The sequence below is a fragment of the Amycolatopsis rifamycinica genome (assembly GCF_000695625.1).
Taxonomy (GTDB): domain Bacteria; phylum Actinomycetota; class Actinomycetes; order Mycobacteriales; family Pseudonocardiaceae; genus Amycolatopsis; species Amycolatopsis rifamycinica.
The window spans coordinates 43,556-64,095 of record NZ_JMQI01000006.1 but is presented as its reverse complement, the minus strand read 5'-3'; the positions used below and the strand labels follow the sequence as shown (position 1 = coordinate 64,095).

Genomic DNA, 20,540 nt, shown 5'->3' with positions numbered 1-20,540 from the left:
CGTCCTCGCCCGGGTACGTGATCTACCCGTAGTGTTCAGGTCGTGACCCGAGCAGTTCGCACGATCCTCGCCTTGGCTACCGTGGCGTTCGCGCTGAGCGCCTGTGACAGCAAGGTGGGGGGTACGCCGCAAGCCGCGGAGACGCCGTCGAGCAGTGCGTCCACGACCAAGCCGAGTGGCGCCACGAGCGACAACCCGTTCGGCGGGATGGACCCGTGCAAACTCCTGGACCAGGTACTGGCGGGCCAGGGCTACGCAGCCGCCAAGCGGAGCGATGCGGATGCAGCCCACAACTGCGACACGAAGAAGACCGACTATGGCGTGATCGGTCTTGCGCTCCAGCCCGGACAGTCGATCAACGACATCGTCACCACCCCGGGCAAGGCCGTGACCGGGGACGTCAACGGGCGACCGGCAGTTCAGGAGCGTGACGCTCTCGGCGGCACGGGTTCCTGTGACGTTTCCATGGAAGTGAAGCCGAAGTCGCGGGCCACGGTCCTGGTGACCCTGCAGACAGCGGGCACCGAGGAGGCTTGCCGGGTGGCCAACGACGTTTCGACCAAGGTCGAACCCCTTCTTCCCGCGAACGGCTGAGACCGTCCCTCGACGGGTTGCCGGCGTCACGGATCTGCTGACATCGCCGATCGTCACTACTACAGTTGGCATGGGTACGCACAGTGTCGAGAGGGGTGGACGATGACGACCGGTGCACACTTCGGCAGTGAGCCGCCTGCGGCGGGTGACGCCGGCAACCACTTCCTGTCAGGCCTGTTGGACGTCCCGATCGACGAGGCAGGCGCCAAGCGGCTCAACGCGGGCGCTCAGCAGTTCAAGTCGCTCGCCGAGGGCGGCGGATTCGGGATCAACCAGGCGGGTTTCGACGCCTATACCAAGGTGTGCGACCGGTTCATCCACGAATTCGACGAAATCTTCCACGACGTGAAGCTCCTCGCCCGAGCTCCCGGCATGGGTTCCAGCAGCTACGCGAAGGACATCGCCGAGTTCAATGCGAAGGTTGCCGCCGACGGGGACCAGTCGCTTATCCCCAACCTCGAGTTGCTGAAGCAAGGATTCATCCAAGTCCGCGAAGCCCTGGAAATCGCCCGCAAGAACTACCGCGAAACCGAGGACGCGCACAGCCAGACTTTCGCCAAGCTTCGCGGGAGCGAGTGATCATGGCGCACGAGCACGCGGAACATCGCCAATACGAAGGCGATTTCTACGCCCAGACGCAGCAAAAGCTGCAGCAGAACGTGCATCACTTCGGCGCCGAGGACCAGGGCGACGCCCGTGAGGGGGTCACGCCGCAGACGCAGAACCAGGCCGCTCAGTACTCGGTGGAGCAGGGCAAGGTGCTGCTCCAGAACCAGGCCACCCGAGGTGACGCGCCGGCGCCGGGTCAGAACTACGCCGCCAGCTCGCATGAAGACCTCTACAGCATGGTTCACGAGAACATGAACCCCGGCGACCTCGACGATCGCGGCCGAGTCGCCAACAAACTGGGCAACTGGCTGGCCGACGTCTCCAACGCGGCGAACGACGCCGTCAACTCGAGCGAAATCCAGTGGCAGGGCGACGGCGCCGCGAAGGCGCACGGTTTCTTCCAGAGCACCGCCACCTACACCGCCGACACCGCGAATGCCGCTCAGCTCAGCTCCAACCGCTATTCGCAACAAGCGGCCGCGGCTGATTATGCGCAGAAGAACATGCCTGAACCTACCGGGTTCAACCAGCAGGCCGAGATCACCAAGGCCACCCAGCAGTACCAGGCGGGTGACGTCGTCGGGGCGACGCAGACCATGAACAACGTCGCCGCCAAGCAGCAGCAGGCCGATGCCGCTCATCAGCAGGCCGTTCAAGTCCTTCAGGGCCTTGACTCCACCTACCACGAAACCGCCAGCACGCAGCCCACCTACACCCCGCCGCCTCAGCTTGGGCAGGGTGACTCCACCTCGGTGAGCGGGTTCCACGGCACCGGCGGCACCGGGTTCACCGGGACCCCCACCGTCGGCGGGACCGGGCCCGGTGGCACAACAGGCACCTTCGTGGGACCTGGCGGACCCGGCGGCCAGGGAGGAACCGGCCCCAACCCGCCCGCCACCACCCCACCCGGCTACGTCCCACCGGGCACCAGCAGCGGCACCGGCACCTTCAGCGGCAACACCAACTTCCGCGCCGCCCCCGCCGCGAGCACCTTCGGCCGCGTGACGCCTGATGGGCTCGCGATGCCCGGGACGACCGCCGGTGGTACCTCCTCCGGTGGTGGCGATACCGTCCGGAACAAAGGCGTCGGACGGTCCGGCGGCGGGTTCGCCGGCGCGCGCGTGTCCGGCAGTGCCGGCGCCGCTCCCAAGGAGTCGCCCGCCGAAGGGGGGAAGACCGGCGGCAAAACCGGTGAACGGCTCGAACGTGGGGCCACCGCGGCCGCCGCCGCCAAGGGTAAAGCCAACACCCCTGGTGGGGCCGCGCCCGGAGCAGCCGGGAAAAAGAAGGAAGACGACAAAGAGCACAAGAACAAGTACGCCGTCGACGACGAGGTCTTCGACCTCAAGCCCGAACGGGGGCCGGACGGCGAAAAGGTCGTGAAGCCGACCATCGGGGAGACCACCTAAGGGACAGACCCGAGGGAAACCCGAATAACCACAGCTACATTGGTGGCATGCGCTTCTTCATCGTCGACGCCTTCACTGATCGCGCCTTCGCCGGGAACTCCGCCGGGGTCGTCCTCCTGGACGAACCCGCCGACGAGTCCTGGATGCAGGCCGTCGCCGCCGAGATGAAGCACGCCGAGACGGCTTTCCACGTCAGCAAGACGAAGTTGCTCCGGTGGTTCACCCCCGCCGTCGAGGTTGCCCTCTGCGGGCACGCCACCCTCGCCGTCACGCACGTTCTCGGCGGCGAGCAGGTCTACACCACCAAGAGCGGCGAACTGCGCGCCAAGGCCGAAAACGGCTGGGTCGAGCTGGATTTCCCGTCCGACCCGCCACAGCCCACCGACGACGACCTGTCCGGCATCCTCCCCGGCGTCGACATCGAGTACACCGGCCGCGGCGTCGAGAACCTCTTCGCCGTCGTGAAAGACGCGGAGACCGTCCGTGCCCTCGAGCCGGACCTCGAACAGCTCAAGCACACCTGGACCGGCCGGCTGCTGGTCACCGCGCAAGGCGACAAGACCGACTACGTCAGCCGCTTCTTCGCCCCCGGCGTCGGCATCGACGAAGACCCCGTCACCGGCTCCGCCCACTGCATCCTCTCGCCCTACTGGTCCGAAAAGCTCCGCCACACCGAACTGACCGGCGAGCAGGCCTCGGCCCGCGGCGGCCTCGTCCGGACCCGCCAGGACGGCGACCGCGTCCACCTCGCCGGCCAGGCCGTCACCGTCCTGAGCGGGGAGCTGCACGTCTGATGCGCACCCTGCTGAACATCATCTGGCTCGTCCTGTGCGGCTTCTGGATGGCCGTCGGCTACCTCATCGCCGGCGTCATCTGCTGCATCCTGATCGTCACCATCCCGTTCGGGCTGGCGTCGTTCCGGATCGCGCGCTACGCGTTCTGGCCGTTCGGGCGCACGGTCGTCGACCGGCGGGACGCGGGCGCCGCGTCGTGCGTCGGGAACGTCGTCTGGTTCGTCTTCGCCGGGTGGTGGCTGGCGCTCGGGCACGTGTTCACCGGCATCGCGCTCTGCGTCACGATCGTCGGCATCCCGCTCGGCATCGCGAACTTCAAGCTCATCCCGGTGTCGCTCGTGCCGCTCGGCAAGGAGATCGTCGAGATCGCCTAGGACTCCGGCGCGAACGGCAGCTCGACCACCAGGCACGGCCCGCCGACGAACAGGCCGCCGTCGACACCGAGGGCCTTGCCGCCCGCGTACAGGAACGGGCCCTCGATCTGCGTCGGGTGGATGCCCAGCTGGTCGGCGATCACGCTGTGCCCGTGCACGATCCGCGACCCGCCGAGGGCGTCCATCAGCTTCTGGGCGTTCTCCTCGCCGTCCGGGCCGCGGAACGCGTAACGCGTCGTCATCCGGCGCCAGACGTCCCACCACGCCTCGATGTCGCTGCCTTCGAGGATGTCGCGAGCCGCCTCGTTGATCTCGTCGATCGACGAGCCCCAGTCGAGGTACTCCAGCGTGTCGGAGTGCAGCAGCAGGTGATCGGCGGCGACGGCGGCCAGCGGGCGCGCGGTCAGCCACTCGATGTGCTCCGGGGTCAGCCGGTCCTGGTCCGACAGCAGGCCGCCGTTGATCTCCCAGCTGCGGGCGAAGCTGCGCGGGCCGAAGTCGGACGGCACCGGCTCGTCGCCGAAGTGGTACATCCCCAGCGCGAGGATCTCGTGGTTGCCCAGCAGCGTCTGCACCTGGCCGCCGGCCTCGGCCGCCTGCGCTTCGAGCCGCATGACCAGGTCGATCGCGCCGACGCCGTCCGGGCCGCGGTCGACGAAGTCGCCGAGGAACCACAGCTGGTCCTCGCCGCCGGACCAGTTGTTCTCCTCGTCGACCAGGCCTTCGGATCTCAGCGCGTCGGCGAGTTCGTCACGGTGCCCGTGGACGTCGCCGACCACGTACGTCGACTTGCTCATCAGCTGACGATATGCCCTTTCGCCGCCCGGCCGGTGCTCAGCCTTCGCCGAACGGGTCCAGGGTCCGCCCGATCAGGTCAGCGACCGAGTCGATCACCATCGTGGGCCGGTACGGATAGCGTTCGGCCGACTCCGGGGTGGATATGCCGGTGAGCACCAGGATGGTCTGCAGCCCGGCCTCGATGCCCGAGTGCACGTCGGTGTCCATCCGGTCGCCGATCATCAGGGTCGACTCCGAGTGCGCGCCGAGCCGGCGCAGCGCCGAGCGCATCATCAGCGGGTTCGGCTTGCCGACGTAGTACGGCGAACGCCCGGTGGCCTTCTCGATCAGCGCCGCGACGGACCCGGTGGCCGGCATCGAGCCCTCCAGGCTGGGGCCGGTCGCGTCGGGGTTCGTCGCGATGAACTTCGCGCCGCCCTCGATCAGCCGGATCGCGCGCGTGATGGCGCTGAAGCTGTACGTGCGGGTCTCGCCCAGCACGACGTAGTCGGGGTCACGCTCGGTCAGCACGTAGCCGACTTCGTGCAGCGCCGTCGTCAGGCCCGCTTCGCCGATGACGTACGCCGAGCCGTTCGGCCGCTGCGACGAGAGGAACTTCGCGGTCGCCAGCGCCGAGGTCCAGATCGACTCCTCGGGGATGTCGAGCCCGGTACGCTCGAGCCGCGCCCGCAGGTCGCGCGGGGTGTAGATCGAGTTGTTCGTCAGCACCAGGAAGTCGATGCCGTTCGCCTTCAGCTCGGCGAGGAACTCGTCGGCCCCCGGGACGAGGTGCTCCTCCTTCACCAGGACGCCGTCCATGTCGGAGAGGTACGTCCACCGGCGTTCGCTCATGGTGCGAAACCTATCACGCGCGCGAGACACCTGCGTGATACGCCGAAAAGGGCTACCATTGGAATTGCCGGTATCGCGAGGGGAGTCGCGCACCCGGTCACCGAGGGGGTTCGGGGGAATACTTTTCGACGTCGGCGCCGTGCGCGCCGCCGCGCAGTTCTTCCTGCCCCCGCACCGAAGGGGGAGAATCATGACCGAAATCATCGAGCGCCCGGCGACCGCCGAGCCGATCACCGCGCCGAACTGGGGACTCACCAAGTTCCTCGACCCGTTGCGCATTCCTCCCGTGTTCCGCCCACGCGGCCGGGAAACGATCACCATTCCGATGGTCGTGCAGCACCAGCGGCTGCACTCGGAATTGCCCGAAAGTACTTTGTGGACGTACGCGGGGCATTTCCCGGGTCCGACGATCGAAGTGCGCAGCGGCAAGCAGCTGCGGATTTCGTGGTCGAACGAAATCGACGGCGAGTTCCCGCTCGTGGCCGTTCAGGGGCCGCTCGGCGACGCACCCACCAGCCGCCCTGGCCGCGAACTGGACAAGCCGGACTACTCGATCGTCGACGGCGTCGCCGACCTGCCGTCGTGGACGGTCGTCCACCTCCACGGCGCGCGCACCAACGCGGGCAACGACGGCTGGGCGCACAACGCCGGCCTGAAGGGGACGTCCCAGCTGGCCGAGTACCAAAACCGCCAACCGGCGATGCCGCTCTGGTACCACGACCACGCCATGGCGATCACCCGCTTCAACGTCCACACGGGCCTGGCGGGGATGTACCTGATCCGCGACGACGAGGAGGACGCCCTCGGCCTGCCGCACGGCGACCACGAGATCCCGCTGATCATCACCGACCGGAACCTGGACGTCGACCCGGCGACCGGCGCGCTCACCGGGCAGCTGCTCTTCAAGTTCCCGTTCATCCCGCCGACCGGCCCGGCAATCCCGTTCACGGGCCCGTTCAACCTGGTCAACGGCATGATCTGGCCGCACCTCGACGTCGACGCGCGGTGGTACCGCTTCCGGCTGCTCAACGCGGCCAACTCGCGGTTCTACACGCTGAACCTGGTCGACGAGAACAACGTCGGAGTCAACGACGCCGTCCGCCTGATCGGCACCGACGGCGGCCTGCTGCCCGCGCCGGCGCCGCTGCCCACCGGCGGGCTGACCGTCGCCCCGGCCGAGCGGTTCGACGTCCTCATCGACTTCAGCCGCTTCCAGGGGCAGAAGCTCAAGCTGCGCAACGCCGACCCGCGGCTGGGCGTGGTCGAGCCGGACCTGGTGGAGTTCCGGGTGGACGGCGGGACCAAGCACGACCCGTTCACGCTGCCGGAGAAGATCTCGACGTCGTACGTCCGGGTGCAGCACGGCACGACGCTGCCGGAGGACCACGACCACGTCTGGGTCGCGCTGCTGCTCAACAAGGCGGGCCACCCGGAGATGTGGGACCTCGAGCAGGTCGAGGCCGACCCCGGCGGCGAGGGGATCATCCAGGTCCAGGACCCGAACGGCGGCCTGAAGACGTTTCGGATGATCGGCAGGCTCTTCGACGACACCACCGGCGTCTTCATCGACCACGACCGCTGGGCGGTGTGGAACATCCTGCACGTCGCGAACGGCGGCCCTTCGCACCCGATCCACATCCACCTGACCGAGTTCCAGGCCCTGTTCCGGCGGCGCTTCACGACGACGTTCGACCAGGCCACCGAGCGGACGACGGCGCCGATCGACGGCTTCACCGACGTCCCGCTGGAGGAGTACGAGGAAGGCTGGAAGGACACGATCATCGTGAACCCCGGCCAGTGGGTGAGCGTCGCCGGGCAGTTCGGTGGCGGCACCGGCGAGTTCATGTACCACTGCCACATCCTCGACCACGAGGACGAGGGCATGATGCGGCCGTTCGTCGTGCACCCGCCGGCGGTGGCGAAGTTCCACGTCCACCCGGGCGGCCACCACCACGAAGAGTGAGTCAGGAGGCCGCGGCCGGGTGGATCGCCACGGTCGCGGCCTTCACCGACAGCGTCACCGCCGAGCCCGGCTCCAGCGCCAGCTCGGCGACGGCGGCCGGGGTGAGGTCGGCGGTGAGGCCGTGGGCCCAGCCGCCGCCCTCGGCGCGGACGCGAATCACCGGCCCGTGCGGCTCCAGGGCCGCGACGACCGCGCCGGTCGTGTTGCGCGGGCTGCCGCGGTGCTCGCCGTCACGGGCGTAGACCGCGACGGCGTTCGGCGGGAACACCGCCACCGCGGGCTCCCCCGGCACCACGTCGGCCGCCGGGAGGCCGCTGACCACCTCGCCGGACGCCGTCCGCAGCCCCTCCGCCACCGCGGTGCCGGCGACCAGGTTGAGGCCGGCGATCCGCGCGGTGAACGCCGTCCGCGGCGCCGACAGCACGTCACGGGTCGGGCCGCGTTCGACGATCCGGCCGTCGTTCATCACCGCGACGTGGTCGGCCAGCGCGAGCGCGTCCAGCGGGTCGTGGGTGACGAGCACGGTCGTCGGCCCGGTCTTGAGCACCCGCCGCAGCAGGCCTCGGATCGCCGGTGCGGCGTCGACGTCGAGGGCGGCGAAGGGCTCGTCGAGCAGCAGCAACTCCGGCTCGGCGGCCAGCGCCCTGGCGATCGCGACGCGCTGGGCCTGGCCGCCGGACAGCTGTCCCGGCCGCCGGTCGGCCAGCGGGACGGCGTCCACTTCGGCCAGCCAGTAGAAGGCACGCTCCCGGGCGGCGCGGCGGCCGGCGCCGATCGAGCGCGGCGAGAAGGCGACGTTGTCCGCCGCCGAAAGGTGCGGGAAGAGCAGCGCGTCCTGGGAGAGCAGCCCGATGCCACGGCGGTGCGGCGGGACGCCGGCCAGCGCCCGGCCGGCCACCGTGATCTCCGCCGACGCCGGCGCGATCAGCCCGGCCAGGCAGCCCAGGACCGTCGACTTGCCCGAGCCGTTCGGGCCGAGCAGCGCCAGCACGTGCCCGGCGGGCACGGCGAGCTCGACGTCCAGGGAGAACGAGCCGCGCGCGGCGGTGATCCGGGCGGCGAGGCTCACCGGAGGCCGCCTTCCCACGAGCGCGGCCGCGCGACGGCGATCACGACGACCGCCACGGCGATGAGCAGCAGCGCGAGCGCCACCGCGCTGTCGATGTCCACTTCGGCCTGCGTGTAGACCTCGAGCGGCAGCGTGCGGGTGACGTCTTCGAGACTGCCCGCGAAGGTGATGGTGGCGCCGAACTCGCCGAGCGCGCGGGCGAAGCTGAGGACGACTCCGGAGCCGAGCGCGGGCAGCAGCAGGGGCAGCGTGACCCGGCGGAACACCGTCCACGGGCGCGCGCCGAGCGTCGCGGCGACCTGCTCGTAGCGGTCGCCGGAGCCGCGCAGCGCGCCTTCGAGGCTGACGACGAGGAACGGCATCGCGACGAACGTCTGCGCGATGACGACGGCCGCCGTGGTGAACGGGACGGATTCCCCGGTCAGCGCGGTGATCAACGCGCCGAGGAAGCCCTTGCGGCCGAGCAGGTAGAGCAGGGCGAGACCACCGACGACCGGCGGCAGGACCAGGGGCAGCAGCACGATCGAACGCAGCAGCCGGACGCCGGGGAACCGCGCCCGGGCCAGCACGACGGCCAGCGGCACGCCGAGCAGCACGCAGGCCACTGTGGACAGCCCGGCGGTGACCAGCGACAGCCGCAGCGCGTGCAGCGACGACGGCGAGACGATCAGCGCGGGCAGCCGGGTCAGGTCCGTTCGGACCAGCAGCCCGACGACCGGCAGAACCACGAGCGCCAGCGCGAGCGCGGCCGGCACCCCCAGCACCCAGGGGACGCGCGAGTGGCCGGCGGGGGCGGCACCCCGCCGGCCACTCGCGGAACGCCTACTGCGCAGAACCGAACCCGGCCTTCGTCAGCTCGTCCTTGCCCTGGGCGCCGAGCACGAACTGCTCGAACTGCCGGGCCAGGTCCGCCTGGCCGCCCTTGACCGCGGCGATCGGGTAGCTGTTGACCGCCTGGGCCGCCTCGGGGAAGTCGACCTTCTCGACCTTGCCCGCGGCCGACGTCGTGTCGGTGACGTAGACCAGGCCCGCGTCGGCGTCACCGGAGGCGACCTTGTTCAGCACCTGCTTGACGTCCTGCTCTTCGCTCTTCGGCTTGAGCGTGACGCCGGTGGCGGTCTCGACCTTCTTCGCCGCCGCGCCGCACGGCACCTGCGGCGCGCAGGTGATCACGGTCAGGCCGGGCTTGTTCAGGTCGGCGAAGGACCTGATGTTCTTCGGGTTGCCCGGCGCCACGGCGATGGCCAGCTTGTTCGTGGCGAACACGGCGGCCTGGCCGTCGATCACGCCGCCCTGGACGGCCTTGTCCATGGTGGCCTGGTCGGCCGAGGCGAAGACGTCGGCCTTGGCGCCGTTGTCGAGCTGCTGGACCAGCCCGGACGAGCCGGCGAAGCTGAACTTCACGGTGACGCCGGGGTGCTGGGCTTCGAACGCCTTGCCGAGTGCGGTGAACGACTCGGTGAGCGACGCGGCGGCGAACACGGTCAGCGTGCCGCCACCGGTCTTCGCGGCCCCCTTGGGCGCGGGCGCGGTGACCGACGCGCCGGGCTGCGTGCTGGGCTCGTCCGAGCTGCTGCACGCGCCCGCGAACAGGGCGACTGCGGCCACGGCGAGAGCGAGCTGTGACATCCGGGACTTCGTCCCGGGCCGGGGGCTCCGCCACCCGGACCCCCGAAAAGCAAGGTTCTTCATCGATTTCCTTCCGGTGTCTCCACCACAACAGTGGTCGCCTTGACGACCGCGACCGCGAGCACCCCCGGGCGCAGGCCCAGCTCGCGGACGGCTTCGGTACTCATCAGGGACACCACGCGGTGCGCCCCGCACTGCAGTTCGACCTGGGCCATCACCTTGTCGGCGATGACCTCGGTGACCAGCCCCACGAACCTATTGCGGGCGGATCGGCCGACCGCCGACGGGTCGTCGGGCGCGGCGGCCTGCGCGCGGGCGAACCCGGCCAACTGGGCGCCGTCGACCACCTTGCGGCCGGCGGCGTCGTCGGTCGTGGTCAGCTGCCCCGCGCGCACCCACCTCCGGACGGTGTCGTCGCTGACCCCGAGCAGGCGCGCGGCCTCGGACAACCGAAATTGCGGCATGCCGGAGACGTTATCTCCGCAGTTGAGGAAAAGCTACGCGGGGCGCGCGTTCCCCATGACTTCGGCGCGCAGCTCGTCGAGCATGACGTTCTGATAACGCTCGATCACTTTTCGCTCCGCCGGGGAGAACCGCGCGAGCAGGTCCCGGAGGGTCTCGAAGGCCGACTCGAAGAGCGGGGCGAAGCGTTCGGCCGCGCCCGGCACCACCTCGACGAGGACCTTGCGGCGGTCCTCGGGGTCGCGCACGCGGCGGACCAGCCCGACCTTCTCGAGCCGGTCGATGACGCCGGTGACCGCGCCGGTGGACAGGCCGGTGAGCCCGGCGATCCGGCCGGCGGTGAGCGGCCCGTCGGCCTGGATCAGCAGGTCGAACGTCTTGTGGTCGGTGCCGGACAGGCCCATCCGCTCGGCGATCCGGGCGTGCCGCAGGACGGTGAACGTGCTGCCCTGGCGGCCCAGTTCCGCGAAGCGGAAGAGTTCCTCTTCGGTGACCGGGTAAGTCTTTTCCGTCACAGGCCCTCGTTAGTTCGCTCACTGAACCACTTACTACGCAAAGTATCCCAGCGGGCGTTCGGAGAGCTACTCTGTGCGTAATGACAGCAGTGGATCTCGGGTTTCCTCGCGTCCCCGGTACACGAGGATCATCTCGCGTGCCCCGGCCCGAGAACCCCCATCTCATCGACACCTTCGGCCGGGTGGCCACCGATCTGCGGGTTTCCCTGACCGACCGGTGCAACCTGCGCTGCACCTACTGCATGCCCGCGGAAGGCCTCGACTGGATGCCGGGCGAGCAGGTGCTGACCGACGACGAACTGGTCCGGCTGATGCGGATCGCCGTCGAGATGCTCGGCGTCACCGACATCCGGCTCACCGGCGGGGAACCGCTGCTGCGGCCGGGCCTCGAGGACCTCGTCGCGCAGATCACGGCGTTGTCGCCGCGGCCGCGGTTGTCCATGACCACCAACGGGATCGGGCTCGCCAAGCGCGCGGCCGGGCTCGCGGCGGCCGGGCTGAACCGGATCAACGTCTCGCTCGACACCGTCGACCCCGAACTGTTCAAGACGATCACCCGCCGCGACCGGCTCTCGCATGTGATCGCCGGCCTCGCCGCGGCGCGCGACGCCGGGATGGCGCCGGTGAAGGTCAACGCCGTGCTGATCCGCGGGCTCAACGAGACCGAAGCCGTGCCGCTGCTGAAGTTCTGCCTCGAGCAGGGCTACCACCTGCGGTTCATCGAGCAGATGCCGCTGGACGCCCAGCACGGCTGGAACCGCGGCGAGATGATCACCGCGGCCGAGATCCTGGAGATGCTGGGCTCGGCGTTCACCTTGACGCCGTACCCGGGCTCGCGAGGCGGCGCGCCGGCCGAGCGCTGGCTGGTCGACGGTGGCCCGGGCGACGTCGGCGTGATCGCGTCGGTCACCCGGCCGTTCTGCTCGGCCTGCGAGCGGACGCGGCTGACCGCGGACGGCGCGGTGCGCTCCTGCCTGTTCAGCAACGACGAGACGGATCTGCGGTCCCTCGTGCGCGCGGGCGCGCGCGATGAGGAGGTGGCGGACGCCTGGCGGGCGACGATGTGGGGCAAGCTGGCCGGGCACGAGATCAACGACGCCGGGTTCGCGCAGCCGATCCGGCCGATGAGCGCGATCGGCGGTTGAGGTGGCGACGGTGACCATCGTGGTGCGGTACTTCGCGGCGGCGCGGGCCGCGGCGGGCGTGGAAGAGGAGAAGGTGCAGCTCCCGGCCGGGGCATCGGTCGCCGACGCGGTCGCCGAACTGCGTCGCCTCCACCCGGAAGGCCTGCCCCGCATCCTGGACGCGGTCAGCTACCTGCTGGACGGCATCGCGGTCCGCGACCTCACCCGCCCCCTGCGCGACGGCGCCGAACTCGACGTCCTCCCGCCCTTCGCCGGCGGCTGACGACCCGCTCGCCTCTTCGAAGGGTCGACTCGCGTGATCGAGCAGTCGACACGCGTGATCGAAGGGTCGACACGGTCAGGGAGTTGCTCCGTCCGGAGTAGGCACGCGAGTTCGTTCTGCCTGTAGAACGGCGACCGCTCGGGTACGGAGGCCGACCGCTCGGCGACGGGCGTTCCGGGCCCTCGGCGTGGCGCGTCACCGATTCCGGCTGTTCGCGAGAAGCTGATCGCGACCGGTCGCCACCCGTCCGGTGACCTGTTTCACCTGGTCCGTCGCCCTGCGTCGGCGCCCAAGCGCAAAGCCGGCGGCAGGCCTCGCTCCGACCGTGGCCGGAAACCCCACGAACAGGTGGGACTACTGTGACTCTTGAGGCAACTGGGGCAGGATTGTCAAGTCTGGCGCCGCGCCCCGGAGGCCCATAAGATGCGCGCCCCAATCGCGATCCGGGCGTCGCGAACGGCCCATTCGCGACGCCGAACACGTGATGCAAGCCTCACGATCCGTGTTTTATCTCGGGTAGGAAACGGGCAGATAACGGCCCTCTGACCTGCACAAACAGTGGTATCGACCGAGGTTGCGAGCCGTTACTGTGACGTAGGTCACGCCCCGAATAATTTCCGATCACGGCGATCGTTACGTACCGTCGCTTTTCGGTTGGCCCCGACCGACCGAAGCAAGACCGGGAATCCGTAGCGCCTAGCCCTGTCCAACGGATCCCCGGACCCATACCCCGAGCGAAAGCATTTCCGGACAGGGACGAGGGGACGACGAAGACGCGTTGTGCGTCGGACTCGCCTGCCGGCCTGGGATGGCCGGCGCAGGACCCCGATCCTGACCCTCACATCGGTTCGTAGGCGCTGGGAAACCGAGAAGCATCCAAATGTCTTACCGAGGCAAGCACCGCAAGATGTCCGCCGCCACCCGCACCGTCGCTCGCGTCGCCATCGCGGGCATCGCGGTCGGCGCCCCCCTCGCGATCGCCGCGACCCCCGCGTCGGCGACCAACTGGGACGCCATCGCGCAGTGCGAGAGCAGCGGCAACTGGAACACCAACACCGGCAACGGCTACTACGGCGGCCTGCAGTTCTCGCAGAGCACGTGGAAGGCCTACGGCGGCACCGGCAGTGCGGCGAACGCTTCCCGCGAGGAGCAGATCGCCGTGGCCGAGCGCGTCCTGCAGGGCCAGGGCATCGGCGCGTGGCCGGTCTGTGGCAAGAAGGGCGGCAGCGGTTCGGCTGCCCCCAAGGCCACCGGCAAGACCACCAAGAAGGTGACCCCGAAGAAGAGCACGACCGCGACCGCCCCCAAGAAGGCGGCGGCGGCCCCGGCGGCTCCCGCGGCGACGGCGACCGGTGTCAGCAGCTCCAACCCGGCCGGTGACTACACCGTCGTGGCGGGCGACACCCTGTCCAAGATCGCCAAGCAGTTCAACGTCCAGGGCGGCTACCAGAAGCTGCAGGACCTGAACGCGAAGTACATCCCGAACGCGGACCTGATCCTCGTCGGGCAGAAGATCGCCACCAAGTGACGATCACGCAGTGATGCGCGAGTCCGGTCTCGAGCCGTGACCTGACAGGGCTCCCACCGCCGATCCCCCGGGCGGTGGGAGCCCTTCACGCGTTTCCGCGGCCGATCCGGCGCCGTCAGCGCGCCCGGATCCGCTCCGCCTCCGCGAGCTGCATCCGCTCGCCCTTCCGCAGCACCTCGATCACCAGCTCCAGCTGCTCCGGCGTGTACTCCGCCAGCAGCGCGCGCCCGGCCCGCTCGATGGGCCCGTAGACCTCCTCCAGCAGCTCCGCCGCCGTGGGCGTCAGCTCCACCACCGCCCGGCGCCGGTCGTCCGCGTCCGTGCGACGCGTCAGGTGGCCCGCGTTCGTCAGGCGCTGGATCGCCGTCGTGGTCGCGGCCGGACTGAGGTTCGCCTCCGTGGCCAGCCGGCCCGCCGTCAGGCTTCCCGCCGCCGCGACCAGGCCGATGATGCGCAGGTCCGTGCGGTTCACGCCGAACGCCGCCGCGGCGGCCTCGTCCACCACGTCGTTCGCCGCGCCGAACGCCGCTGCCGCGTGGGTCGCCTCGGTGACCAGTGATTGCTTCGACACTCGAAAGAGTCTACCTTGGCCAGCAAGTATTTCGATCGTCGAAAGGATTTGCCGTGCCGAGCACCCGTCAGGCGCTGCCGCGCTGGCTCCGCCCCGCCAACCGCCTCATCCGCCTCCTGACGCGCCTGGGGCTGCGTCTGGGCACCGTGCACGTCCTGACCGTCCCCGGCCGCCGCTCGGGCGTTCCACGGCCCACTCCGGTCTCCCCGCTGACCGTCGACGGCCACCGGTACGTCATCGCCGGGCTACCGGACGGCGATTGGGCGCGCAACGTCCGCGCCGCCGGCCGGGGCGAGCTCGCCTACGGGCGCGAGAAGCAGGCCGTCACGCTCACCGAAGTCACCGACGACCGGCTCCGCGAGCGGGTGCTGCGCGCCTTCCCGCGCGAGGTGCCGCACGGCGTGCCCATGTTCGTCCGGCTGGGCCTGGTCACCGGCCCGGACCCGGACGAGTTCGCCGCGGCCGCCTCCCGGGTCGCGGCGTTCCGGATCACGGCGAGTTGACCCACTCGTCCGAGCCGTCGGTGAAGTGCTGGTGCTTCCACACCGGCAGCCGCGCCTTGACCTCGTCCACGAGCTCCAAGCACGCCGAGAACGCCTGCCCGCGGTGCTCCGCCGCCACCGCGCACGCCAGGGCGACGTCGCCGATCGCCAGCGCACCCAGCCGGTGGCTCACGGCCACCGCGCGGACGCCGGTCCAGCGCGCCGACAGGTCCGCGACGACCTCGGCGATCACCTGGCCCGCGCTCGGGTGGCCCTCGTAGGTCAGGTCGCGGACGCCCTTGCCGCCGTCGTGGTCGCGGACCACCCCCGCGAACGTCACCACCGCGCCCGCCGCGTCGTCCTCGACCAGGCGGGCGTGCTCCTCGACCGACAGCGGCTCCTCGGTCACCAGTGCCCGCGCCACGCGCACCTCAGGCGCGGCGGCGGCCGGGCGCGGGTGGTCGCCGCCTGCCAGCTGGTCGACGGCGTGCTCGAGGATGCCGTCCAGCACGCCCAGGCCGTCCTTGACGCCGCCGCTGGAGCCCGGCAGGTTCACGACCAGGGTCCGGCCCGCCACGCCCGCGAGGCCGCGCGACAGCACCGCCGTCGGCACCTTCGGCAGCCCGGCCGCGCGGATCGCGTCCGCGACGCCGGGCAGCTCGTGGTCCAGCACCGCCCGGGTGACGTCCGGGGTGCGGTCGGTCGGCGAGATGCCGGTGCCGCCCGTGGTGAGCACCACGGCGACGCCGTCGGCCAGCGCCGCCCGCAGCGCGGCGCCCACCGGGTCGCCGTCTTCGACGACGACGGGCGCCGGCACGTCGTACCCGCGGTCGGCCAGCCAGGCGGCGATCACCGGGCCAGTCTTGTCTTCGTAGACGCCCTTCGCGGCGCGGTTGGACGCCACGATCACGCGCGCGGTGCGCTTCACGGCCGCTCCCAGGTTCCGGTCTTGCCGCCGTCCTTGCGGAGCAGGCGGACCTCGTCCAGCGTCGCCGCCGGGTCGACGGCCTTGATCATGTCGTGCAGCGTCAGCCCGGCGACGGCCACCGCGGTCAGCGCCTCCATCTCGACGCCGGTGACGTCGGTGGTCTTCGCCGTCGCGCGGATGCCGACCTCGGCCTCGCCGAGGGTGAACTCGACCTTGACCCCGGACAGCGCGATCTGGTGGCACAGCGGGATCAGCTCGGGCACCCGCTTGGCGCCCATGATCCCGGCGATGCGCGCGGTGGCGAGGGCATCGCCCTTGGGGAGGCCGTCGGTGGCCAGCAGCCGGAGCACCTCGGCGGTGGTCCGCACGGTGCCGGCGGCGACCGCGGTGCGCGCGGAGGCGGTCTTCCCGGAGACGTCGACCATCCGGGCGGCGCCGGTCTCGTCGACGTGGCTGAGTTCACTCACACGCCGAGGTTACTTCCGCACGACCGCTTCGCGGCGACGACCTCCGGGTCGGCCGCGTGGCTCAGCGCTCCGCGAGCACGGCCTTCCGGACCGCCTCGGCGACCGCCGGCGCCACGGCGCTGTCGAACACGCTCGGCACGATGAACGAGGCGTTCAGCTTCCCGTTGTCGACCACGTCCGCGATCGCGTCGGCCGCGGCCAGGAGCATCGAGTCGTCGATGTTGTGGGCGTTGGCGTCCAGCAGTCCGCGGAACACGCCCGGGAACGCCAGGACGTTGTTGATCTGGTTCGGGAAGTCGCTGCGGCCCGTGGCGACCACCGCCGCGTGCTTCTGGGCCTCCAGCGGGTCGATCTCCGGGTCCGGGTTGGCCAGTGCGAAGACGACCGCGTCCTTGTTCATCGTCGCCACCTGCTCGGCTCCGAACAGGTTGGGCGCCGAGACGCCGATGAACACGTCGGCGCCCGCCAGTGCTTCGTGCAGGGTGCCGCTGACCTGCTGCTTGTTCGTGTGCGACGCGATCCAGGCCAGGTTGTCGTCGAGGTTGCCGCGCGCGGAGTGGACGATGCCGTCGATGTCCGCCGCGACGATGTCGCCCGGGTTCTTCTGCAGCAGGAGGCGGATGATCGCCGACCCGGCCGCGCCGACGCCGCTGACCACGATCTTGCAGTCCTCGATGCTCTTGCCCACCACGCGCAGGGCGTTGCGCAGCGCCGCGACGACCACGATCGCCGTGCCGTGCTGGTCGTCGTGGAACACCGGGATGTCCAGCTGCTCGCGCAGGCGCTTCTCGATCTCGAAGCAGCGCGGGGCCGCGATGTCCTCGAGGTTGATGCCCGCGTACACCGGGGCCAGCGCCTTGGCGATCAGGATGATCTCTTCGGTGTCCTGGGTGTCCAGGCACACCGGCCACGCGTCGACGTCGGCGAACTTCTTGAACAGCGCCGCCTTGCCCTCCATCACCGGCAGCGCCGCGGCCGGGCCGATGTTGCCGAGGCCGAGCACCGCGGACCCGTCGGTGAGCACCGCGACGGTGTTGCGCTTGATGGTCAGCCGGCGCGCGTCCTCGGGGTTGGCGGCGATCGCCTGGCAGACGCGGGCCACGCCCGGGGTGTAGGCGCGGGAGAGGTCGTCACGGTTGCGGAGCGCGACCTTCGGCGTGACCTCGATCTTGCCGCCGAGGTGGATCAGGAACGTCCGGTCGGAGACCTTGCGGACCTTGACGCCCGGCAGCGAGTCCAGCGTCTGGGTGATGTCGTTCGCGTGGTTCTCCGACAGCGCGTTGGCGCTGATGTCGACCACGATCGAGTCGGAGTGGGACTCGACGACGTCGAACGCGGTCAGCACGCCACCGACGCGCCCGACGGCCGCGGTCAGATCACCGGCCGCGGTGACGGAGGACGGGGCCTCCACCCGGACGGTGATCGAATATCCGGGACCGGGAACCGGCATGGCACTACCCCCGTGTGGGAAAGCTGGGCTGGGACGGGTGGAAACCTACTCCCGTGACCGCCCTCACGAGGGCCCGATACCGGTACTGACCAGTAACTATGCGATCAGCGATTGATCTCGGTCTCGGGGTGCACGTAGGGCACCGTGTCGAGCGGGAAGGTGACGTCGCCGAACGGCGACAGCGCGCCCTGGCGGTCGGACGCGAGCTCGGTCACGGGGTGCTCGCCGTCCTCGCCCGGCCAGGTCGGGTCGATGCCCTTGTGCTTCTTCTCACCCTTGGCCACAACGTCCTCCCACCACCGGTCTTCGGCTAACGCAGACAGTCTGCCTGAGCCCGCGCGGCCCGGCGCAACCGCCCGGTACCCTGGTCTTCTATGCCCGCGACCTCTTTGGCGGACTGGCTGCGTGCGGAGTCCGACGACGCACTCGCAGAGCTGCTCCGCACGCGGCGCGACCTGTCCACGCCCCCGCCCTCCGACAGCACCGTGCTGGCCACCCGGGCCGGCACGCCGGGCTCGGTCGCGCGCGCCTGCGAGGACCTCGACACCTTCACCCTGGCCGTGCTCGAAGCCTGCCTGCTCGCCGGCGCGGACCGCGACCCCGTGCCGGTCGAGGACGTCGCGAAGCTCGTCGGCACCGACATCACCGAGCCGCTGGCGTGCCTGCGCGCGCGGGCGCTGACCTGGGGCCCGGACGACGCCCTGCGCGTCCCGCCCGCCGCACGGGAGGCCCTCGGGCCGTTCCCCGCCGGGCTGGGCGCGTCCTCGCCGGCACTGGCCGACGAGGACCTCGACGCGCGGCTCGCCGAACTGCCCGACGACGAACGCGGCGTGCTGACCGCCCTCGCCGCCGGGCCGCCGATCGGCCGCACCCGCGACGCCGGGCTCGACCTCCCGCTCGGCAAGGCCGAGACGCCGGTGCAGAAGCTGCTCGCCCGGGGCCTGCTGCTGCGGCGCGACGACCAAACCGTCGAGCTGCCGCGCGAGCTCGGCATCGCCGTGCGCGGCGGGGTGTTCGCGCCCGGCACGCTCACCGAGCCCGAGCTGCCGGTCCACCCGCACCAGCCATCCACTTTGGACGAGGCGGCGGCCGGCGAGGCGATGGAGTTCCTGCGCCACACCGAAGCGCTGCTGCGCGCGTGGTCGGCGGCGCCGCCGCCGGTGCTCAAGTCGGGCGGCCTCGGCGTGCGGGAGCTGAAGAAGCTCGCCAAGGACCTGGAGATCGACGACACCCAGGCGATCCTGGTGGCCGAGCTGGCCGTGGGCGCCGGGCTCGTCGCCGACAGCGAGACGACCGTGCCCGAGTGGGTGCCGACGACGCTGACCGACTCGTGGCTCGCGTCGCCGACCGCGCAGCGGTGGATGACGCTCGCCCAAGCGTGGCTGGAGCTGCCGCGCCTGCCGGGGATGGCCGGCGGCCGCGACGCCAAGGACAAGCCGATCGCGCCGCTGTCGGAGGACCTGCGCCGCCCGCTGGCGCCGGTCGCCAGGCGGCGGGTCCTCGCCACGCTGGCCGACCTGCCCCGCGGCGCCGGCGTGAAGAGCGTCGACGAGCTCGTCGCGGTGCTGGCCTGGCGCGCGCCGAGGCGGGGCGGGCGGCTGCGGGACGAAACCGTCCGCTGGACCATGGCCGAGGCGAGCGCGCTGGGGATCGTCGGGCTCGGCGGCGTCACGACGGCGACGCGCGCGCTGCTCGCCGACGACCGGCCGGGCGCGGTCGAGGCGATCCTGGACGCGCTGCCCGCGCCGGTGGACCGCGTACTGCTGCAGGCCGACCTGACGGTCGTCGCGCCCGGGCCGCTGGAACCGGAACTGGCGGCGGAAATCTCGGCCGTCGCCGATGTCGAGTCGGCGGGGCACGCGACGGTCTACCGGATCACCGAGGCGTCGGTGCGGCGCGCGCTGGACACCGGCCGCACGGCCGACGAGCTGCACGCGCTGTTCAAGTCGAAGTCCGCGACCCCGGTACCGCAGGGGCTGAGCTACCTGGTCGACGACGTCGCCCGCCGGCACGGACGGCTGCGCGGCGGCGTCGCGGCGTCGTTCCTGCGGTGCGACGACGAGGCCTTGCTGGCCGAGGTGCTGGCCCACCCGGTCGCGGCGGAACACGCGCTGCGGCTGATCGCGCCGACGGTCGTGATCAGCCCGGACCCGCTGCACGACGTCCTCGCCGCGCTGCGCGGCGCCGGATTCGCCCCGGCGGCGGAGGGCCCGGACGGCCGGGTGGTCGACATCCGGCCCGGCGGCCGCCGGCTGCCGGCGAAGGCGCGGGCGGCGCGCCGCAGCCCGGGCGAGCAGGCGGTGCTGACCGAAGACCAGGCGGCCCGGATCGTCTCCAACCTCCGCGCGGGCGACGCGGCTTCGGCCCGCCGCCGCGGTTCGGCGGTGCGGGCGCCGGTGGGCGGCGGCGCGGACACGTCGGCGACGCTCGAACTGCTGTCCCGGGCGACGCTGGAGCGCCGCGAGGTTTGGATCGGCTTCGTCGACTCCCGGGGGACGGCGAGCCAGCGCGTGGTGCGGCCCGTGCGCGTCGGCGGCGGGGTCCTCGAAGGGGAGAACAACGAGCGGTACTCCCTCCACCGGATCACGTCCGCCGCGCTCGTGGAGGACTGACGCCGGATCCGGTGAACCTCCGCCGCGCCGCGCCGGAGCGGTGGTAAG

The 20,540-nt window shown here is 71.0% G+C and carries 23 protein-coding genes; 11 read left to right on the top strand and 12 right to left on the bottom strand.

Annotated features, from left to right (window positions below; all coding sequences use genetic code 11):
• Nucleotides 1-42: 42 nt before the first annotated feature.
• The 5 genes from DV20_RS03485 to DV20_RS03465 all read left to right on the top strand — a co-directional run bounded on the left by DV20_RS03485 (nucleotide 43) and on the right by DV20_RS03465 (nucleotide 3,780).
• Nucleotides 43-594 carry a DUF3558 family protein gene (locus tag DV20_RS03485; RefSeq protein WP_043776376.1) on the top strand — a complete coding sequence of 184 codons (552 nt, stop codon included), beginning with the start codon at nucleotides 43-45 and terminating at the stop codon, nucleotides 592-594.
• Nucleotides 595-696: 102 nt separating this feature from the next.
• Complete coding sequence (locus DV20_RS03480) at nucleotides 697-1,173, top strand: hypothetical protein (RefSeq protein WP_043776375.1); 477 nt, start codon at nucleotides 697-699, stop codon at nucleotides 1,171-1,173.
• 2 nt (nucleotides 1,174-1,175) lie between these two features.
• Complete coding sequence (locus DV20_RS45415; RefSeq protein ID WP_043776374.1) at nucleotides 1,176-2,612, top strand: hypothetical protein; 1,437 nt, start codon at nucleotides 1,176-1,178, stop codon at nucleotides 2,610-2,612.
• 47 nt (nucleotides 2,613-2,659) lie between these two features.
• A complete protein-coding gene (locus tag DV20_RS03470; RefSeq protein ID WP_043776373.1) occupies nucleotides 2,660-3,406 on the top strand; it encodes a PhzF family phenazine biosynthesis protein in 747 nt (248 codons plus the stop codon).
• Complete coding sequence (locus DV20_RS03465) at nucleotides 3,406-3,780, top strand: YccF domain-containing protein (RefSeq protein ID WP_043776371.1); 375 nt, start codon at nucleotides 3,406-3,408, stop codon at nucleotides 3,778-3,780. Before DV20_RS03470 ends, DV20_RS03465 begins: the two co-directional genes overlap by 1 nt.
• On the opposite strand, the gene DV20_RS03460 is transcribed toward DV20_RS03465, so the two are convergent.
• Together DV20_RS03460 and DV20_RS03455 are read right to left on the bottom strand one after the other, a co-directional pair.
• Nucleotides 3,777-4,577 carry a metallophosphoesterase family protein gene (locus DV20_RS03460; protein ID WP_043776370.1) on the bottom strand — a complete coding sequence of 267 codons (801 nt, stop codon included), beginning with the start codon at nucleotides 4,575-4,577 and terminating at the stop codon, nucleotides 3,777-3,779. The genes DV20_RS03465 and DV20_RS03460 overlap by 4 nt on opposite strands.
• Nucleotides 4,578-4,614: 37 nt before the next feature.
• On the bottom strand, nucleotides 4,615-5,409 hold the full coding sequence (locus DV20_RS03455) for an HAD-IIA family hydrolase (RefSeq protein WP_043776367.1): 795 nt from the start codon (nucleotides 5,407-5,409) through the stop codon (nucleotides 4,615-4,617).
• A gap of 190 nt (nucleotides 5,410-5,599) precedes the next feature.
• Here DV20_RS03455 and DV20_RS03450 point away from each other — a divergent pair, with 190 nt between their 5' ends.
• Complete coding sequence (locus tag DV20_RS03450; RefSeq protein ID WP_051735780.1) at nucleotides 5,600-7,372, top strand: multicopper oxidase family protein; 1,773 nt, start codon at nucleotides 5,600-5,602, stop codon at nucleotides 7,370-7,372.
• 1 nt (nucleotide 7,373) lies between these two features.
• Here the strand turns inward: DV20_RS03450 and DV20_RS03445 are convergent, their stop codons facing one another.
• From DV20_RS03445 to DV20_RS03425, 5 genes are read right to left on the bottom strand one after another with little or no spacing between them, the layout of a single operon-like run.
• Entirely contained in the window at nucleotides 7,374-8,441 is a 1,068-nt protein-coding gene (locus DV20_RS03445) for a sulfate/molybdate ABC transporter ATP-binding protein (RefSeq protein ID WP_043776365.1), read from the bottom strand.
• Nucleotides 8,438-9,205, bottom strand: coding sequence for an ABC transporter permease (locus DV20_RS03440; RefSeq protein ID WP_043776363.1), 768 nt, complete (start codon nucleotides 9,203-9,205; stop codon nucleotides 8,438-8,440). Before DV20_RS03440 ends, DV20_RS03445 begins: the two co-directional genes overlap by 4 nt.
• A 58-nt stretch (nucleotides 9,206-9,263) precedes the next feature.
• The gene (gene modA / locus DV20_RS03435; RefSeq protein WP_043776361.1) at nucleotides 9,264-10,070 is read right to left on the bottom strand and encodes a molybdate ABC transporter substrate-binding protein; all 807 of its coding nucleotides are present in this window, start codon (nucleotides 10,068-10,070) and stop codon (nucleotides 9,264-9,266) included.
• Between the two features lie 59 nt (nucleotides 10,071-10,129).
• Complete coding sequence (locus tag DV20_RS03430; protein WP_043776359.1) at nucleotides 10,130-10,534, bottom strand: TOBE domain-containing protein; 405 nt, start codon at nucleotides 10,532-10,534, stop codon at nucleotides 10,130-10,132.
• A 33-nt stretch (nucleotides 10,535-10,567) separates the two neighbouring features.
• On the bottom strand, nucleotides 10,568-11,047 hold the full coding sequence (locus DV20_RS03425; RefSeq protein ID WP_043776357.1) for a MarR family transcriptional regulator: 480 nt from the start codon (nucleotides 11,045-11,047) through the stop codon (nucleotides 10,568-10,570).
• A 137-nt stretch (nucleotides 11,048-11,184) separates the two neighbouring features.
• Between DV20_RS03425 and moaA the strand changes: the two genes are divergently transcribed.
• The 3 genes from moaA to DV20_RS47155 all read left to right on the top strand — a co-directional run bounded on the left by moaA (nucleotide 11,185) and on the right by DV20_RS47155 (nucleotide 13,982).
• Nucleotides 11,185-12,192 (top strand): GTP 3',8-cyclase MoaA, encoded by a 1,008-nt coding sequence (moaA, locus tag DV20_RS03420; RefSeq protein WP_043776355.1) that lies wholly within the window; start codon nucleotides 11,185-11,187, stop codon nucleotides 12,190-12,192.
• 10 nt (nucleotides 12,193-12,202) lie between these two features.
• Nucleotides 12,203-12,454 carry a MoaD/ThiS family protein gene (locus DV20_RS03415; RefSeq protein ID WP_043776478.1) on the top strand — a complete coding sequence of 84 codons (252 nt, stop codon included), beginning with the start codon at nucleotides 12,203-12,205 and terminating at the stop codon, nucleotides 12,452-12,454.
• A gap of 880 nt (nucleotides 12,455-13,334) precedes the next feature.
• A complete protein-coding gene (locus tag DV20_RS47155) occupies nucleotides 13,335-13,982 on the top strand; it encodes a LysM peptidoglycan-binding domain-containing protein (protein WP_043776354.1) in 648 nt (215 codons plus the stop codon).
• Nucleotides 13,983-14,097: 115 nt separating this feature from the next.
• On the opposite strand, the gene DV20_RS46350 is transcribed toward DV20_RS47155, so the two are convergent.
• Nucleotides 14,098-14,553 (bottom strand): MarR family winged helix-turn-helix transcriptional regulator, encoded by a 456-nt coding sequence (locus DV20_RS46350; RefSeq protein WP_160169696.1) that lies wholly within the window; start codon nucleotides 14,551-14,553, stop codon nucleotides 14,098-14,100.
• A gap of 53 nt (nucleotides 14,554-14,606) precedes the next feature.
• On the opposite strand from DV20_RS46350, the gene DV20_RS03400 reads away from it, so the two are divergent.
• Nucleotides 14,607-15,056 (top strand): nitroreductase/quinone reductase family protein, encoded by a 450-nt coding sequence (locus DV20_RS03400; protein ID WP_043776352.1) that lies wholly within the window; start codon nucleotides 14,607-14,609, stop codon nucleotides 15,054-15,056.
• Here DV20_RS03400 and DV20_RS03395 read toward each other — a convergent pair.
• From DV20_RS03395 to DV20_RS03380, 4 genes are all read right to left on the bottom strand, one after another.
• Nucleotides 15,043-15,963: a molybdenum cofactor biosynthesis protein MoaE gene (locus DV20_RS03395; RefSeq protein WP_043776351.1), complete on the bottom strand. Its 921-nt coding sequence runs from the start codon at nucleotides 15,961-15,963 to the stop codon at nucleotides 15,043-15,045. The genes DV20_RS03400 and DV20_RS03395 overlap by 14 nt on opposite strands.
• Nucleotides 15,960-16,430, bottom strand: coding sequence for a cyclic pyranopterin monophosphate synthase MoaC (moaC, locus tag DV20_RS03390; RefSeq protein ID WP_043776349.1), 471 nt, complete (start codon nucleotides 16,428-16,430; stop codon nucleotides 15,960-15,962). The genes DV20_RS03395 and moaC overlap by 4 nt, the downstream gene beginning before the upstream one ends.
• 61 nt (nucleotides 16,431-16,491) lie before the next feature.
• On the bottom strand, nucleotides 16,492-17,880 hold the full coding sequence (locus tag DV20_RS03385) for an NAD-dependent malic enzyme (RefSeq protein WP_043776348.1): 1,389 nt from the start codon (nucleotides 17,878-17,880) through the stop codon (nucleotides 16,492-16,494).
• A 104-nt stretch (nucleotides 17,881-17,984) separates the two neighbouring features.
• Nucleotides 17,985-18,164 (bottom strand): hypothetical protein, encoded by a 180-nt coding sequence (locus tag DV20_RS03380; protein WP_043776346.1) that lies wholly within the window; start codon nucleotides 18,162-18,164, stop codon nucleotides 17,985-17,987.
• 90 nt (nucleotides 18,165-18,254) lie between these two features.
• Here DV20_RS03380 and DV20_RS03375 point away from each other — a divergent pair, with 90 nt between their 5' ends.
• Nucleotides 18,255-20,492: a helicase-associated domain-containing protein gene (locus tag DV20_RS03375; protein ID WP_043776344.1), complete on the top strand. Its 2,238-nt coding sequence runs from the start codon at nucleotides 18,255-18,257 to the stop codon at nucleotides 20,490-20,492.
• Nucleotides 20,493-20,540: the final 48 nt, after the last annotated feature.

Excerpts from the sequence above, each read along its gene's own strand:
- DV20_RS03375 (WP_043776344.1), top strand. The coding sequence starts at position 18,255 with ATGCCCGCGACCTCTTTGGCGGACTGGCTGCGTGCGGAGTCCGACGAC.
- DV20_RS03460 (WP_043776370.1), bottom strand. The coding sequence starts at position 4,577 with ATGAGCAAGTCGACGTACGTGGTCGGCGACGTCCACGGGCACCGTGAC.
- DV20_RS45415 (WP_043776374.1), top strand. The coding sequence starts at position 1,176 with ATGGCGCACGAGCACGCGGAACATCGCCAATACGAAGGCGATTTCTAC.
- modA (WP_043776361.1), bottom strand. The coding sequence starts at position 10,070 with ATGTCACAGCTCGCTCTCGCCGTGGCCGCAGTCGCCCTGTTCGCGGGC.
- DV20_RS03450 (WP_051735780.1), top strand. The coding sequence starts at position 5,600 with ATGACCGAAATCATCGAGCGCCCGGCGACCGCCGAGCCGATCACCGCG.
- DV20_RS47155 (WP_043776354.1), top strand. The coding sequence starts at position 13,335 with ATGTCTTACCGAGGCAAGCACCGCAAGATGTCCGCCGCCACCCGCACC.
- DV20_RS03455 (WP_043776367.1), bottom strand. The coding sequence starts at position 5,409 with ATGAGCGAACGCCGGTGGACGTACCTCTCCGACATGGACGGCGTCCTG.
- DV20_RS03470 (WP_043776373.1), top strand. The coding sequence starts at position 2,660 with ATGCGCTTCTTCATCGTCGACGCCTTCACTGATCGCGCCTTCGCCGGG.
- DV20_RS03480 (WP_043776375.1), top strand. The coding sequence starts at position 697 with ATGACGACCGGTGCACACTTCGGCAGTGAGCCGCCTGCGGCGGGTGAC.
- DV20_RS03430 (WP_043776359.1), bottom strand. The coding sequence starts at position 10,534 with ATGCCGCAATTTCGGTTGTCCGAGGCCGCGCGCCTGCTCGGGGTCAGC.
- DV20_RS03385 (WP_043776348.1), bottom strand. The coding sequence starts at position 17,880 with ATGCCGGTTCCCGGTCCCGGATATTCGATCACCGTCCGGGTGGAGGCC.
- DV20_RS03465 (WP_043776371.1), top strand. The coding sequence starts at position 3,406 with ATGCGCACCCTGCTGAACATCATCTGGCTCGTCCTGTGCGGCTTCTGG.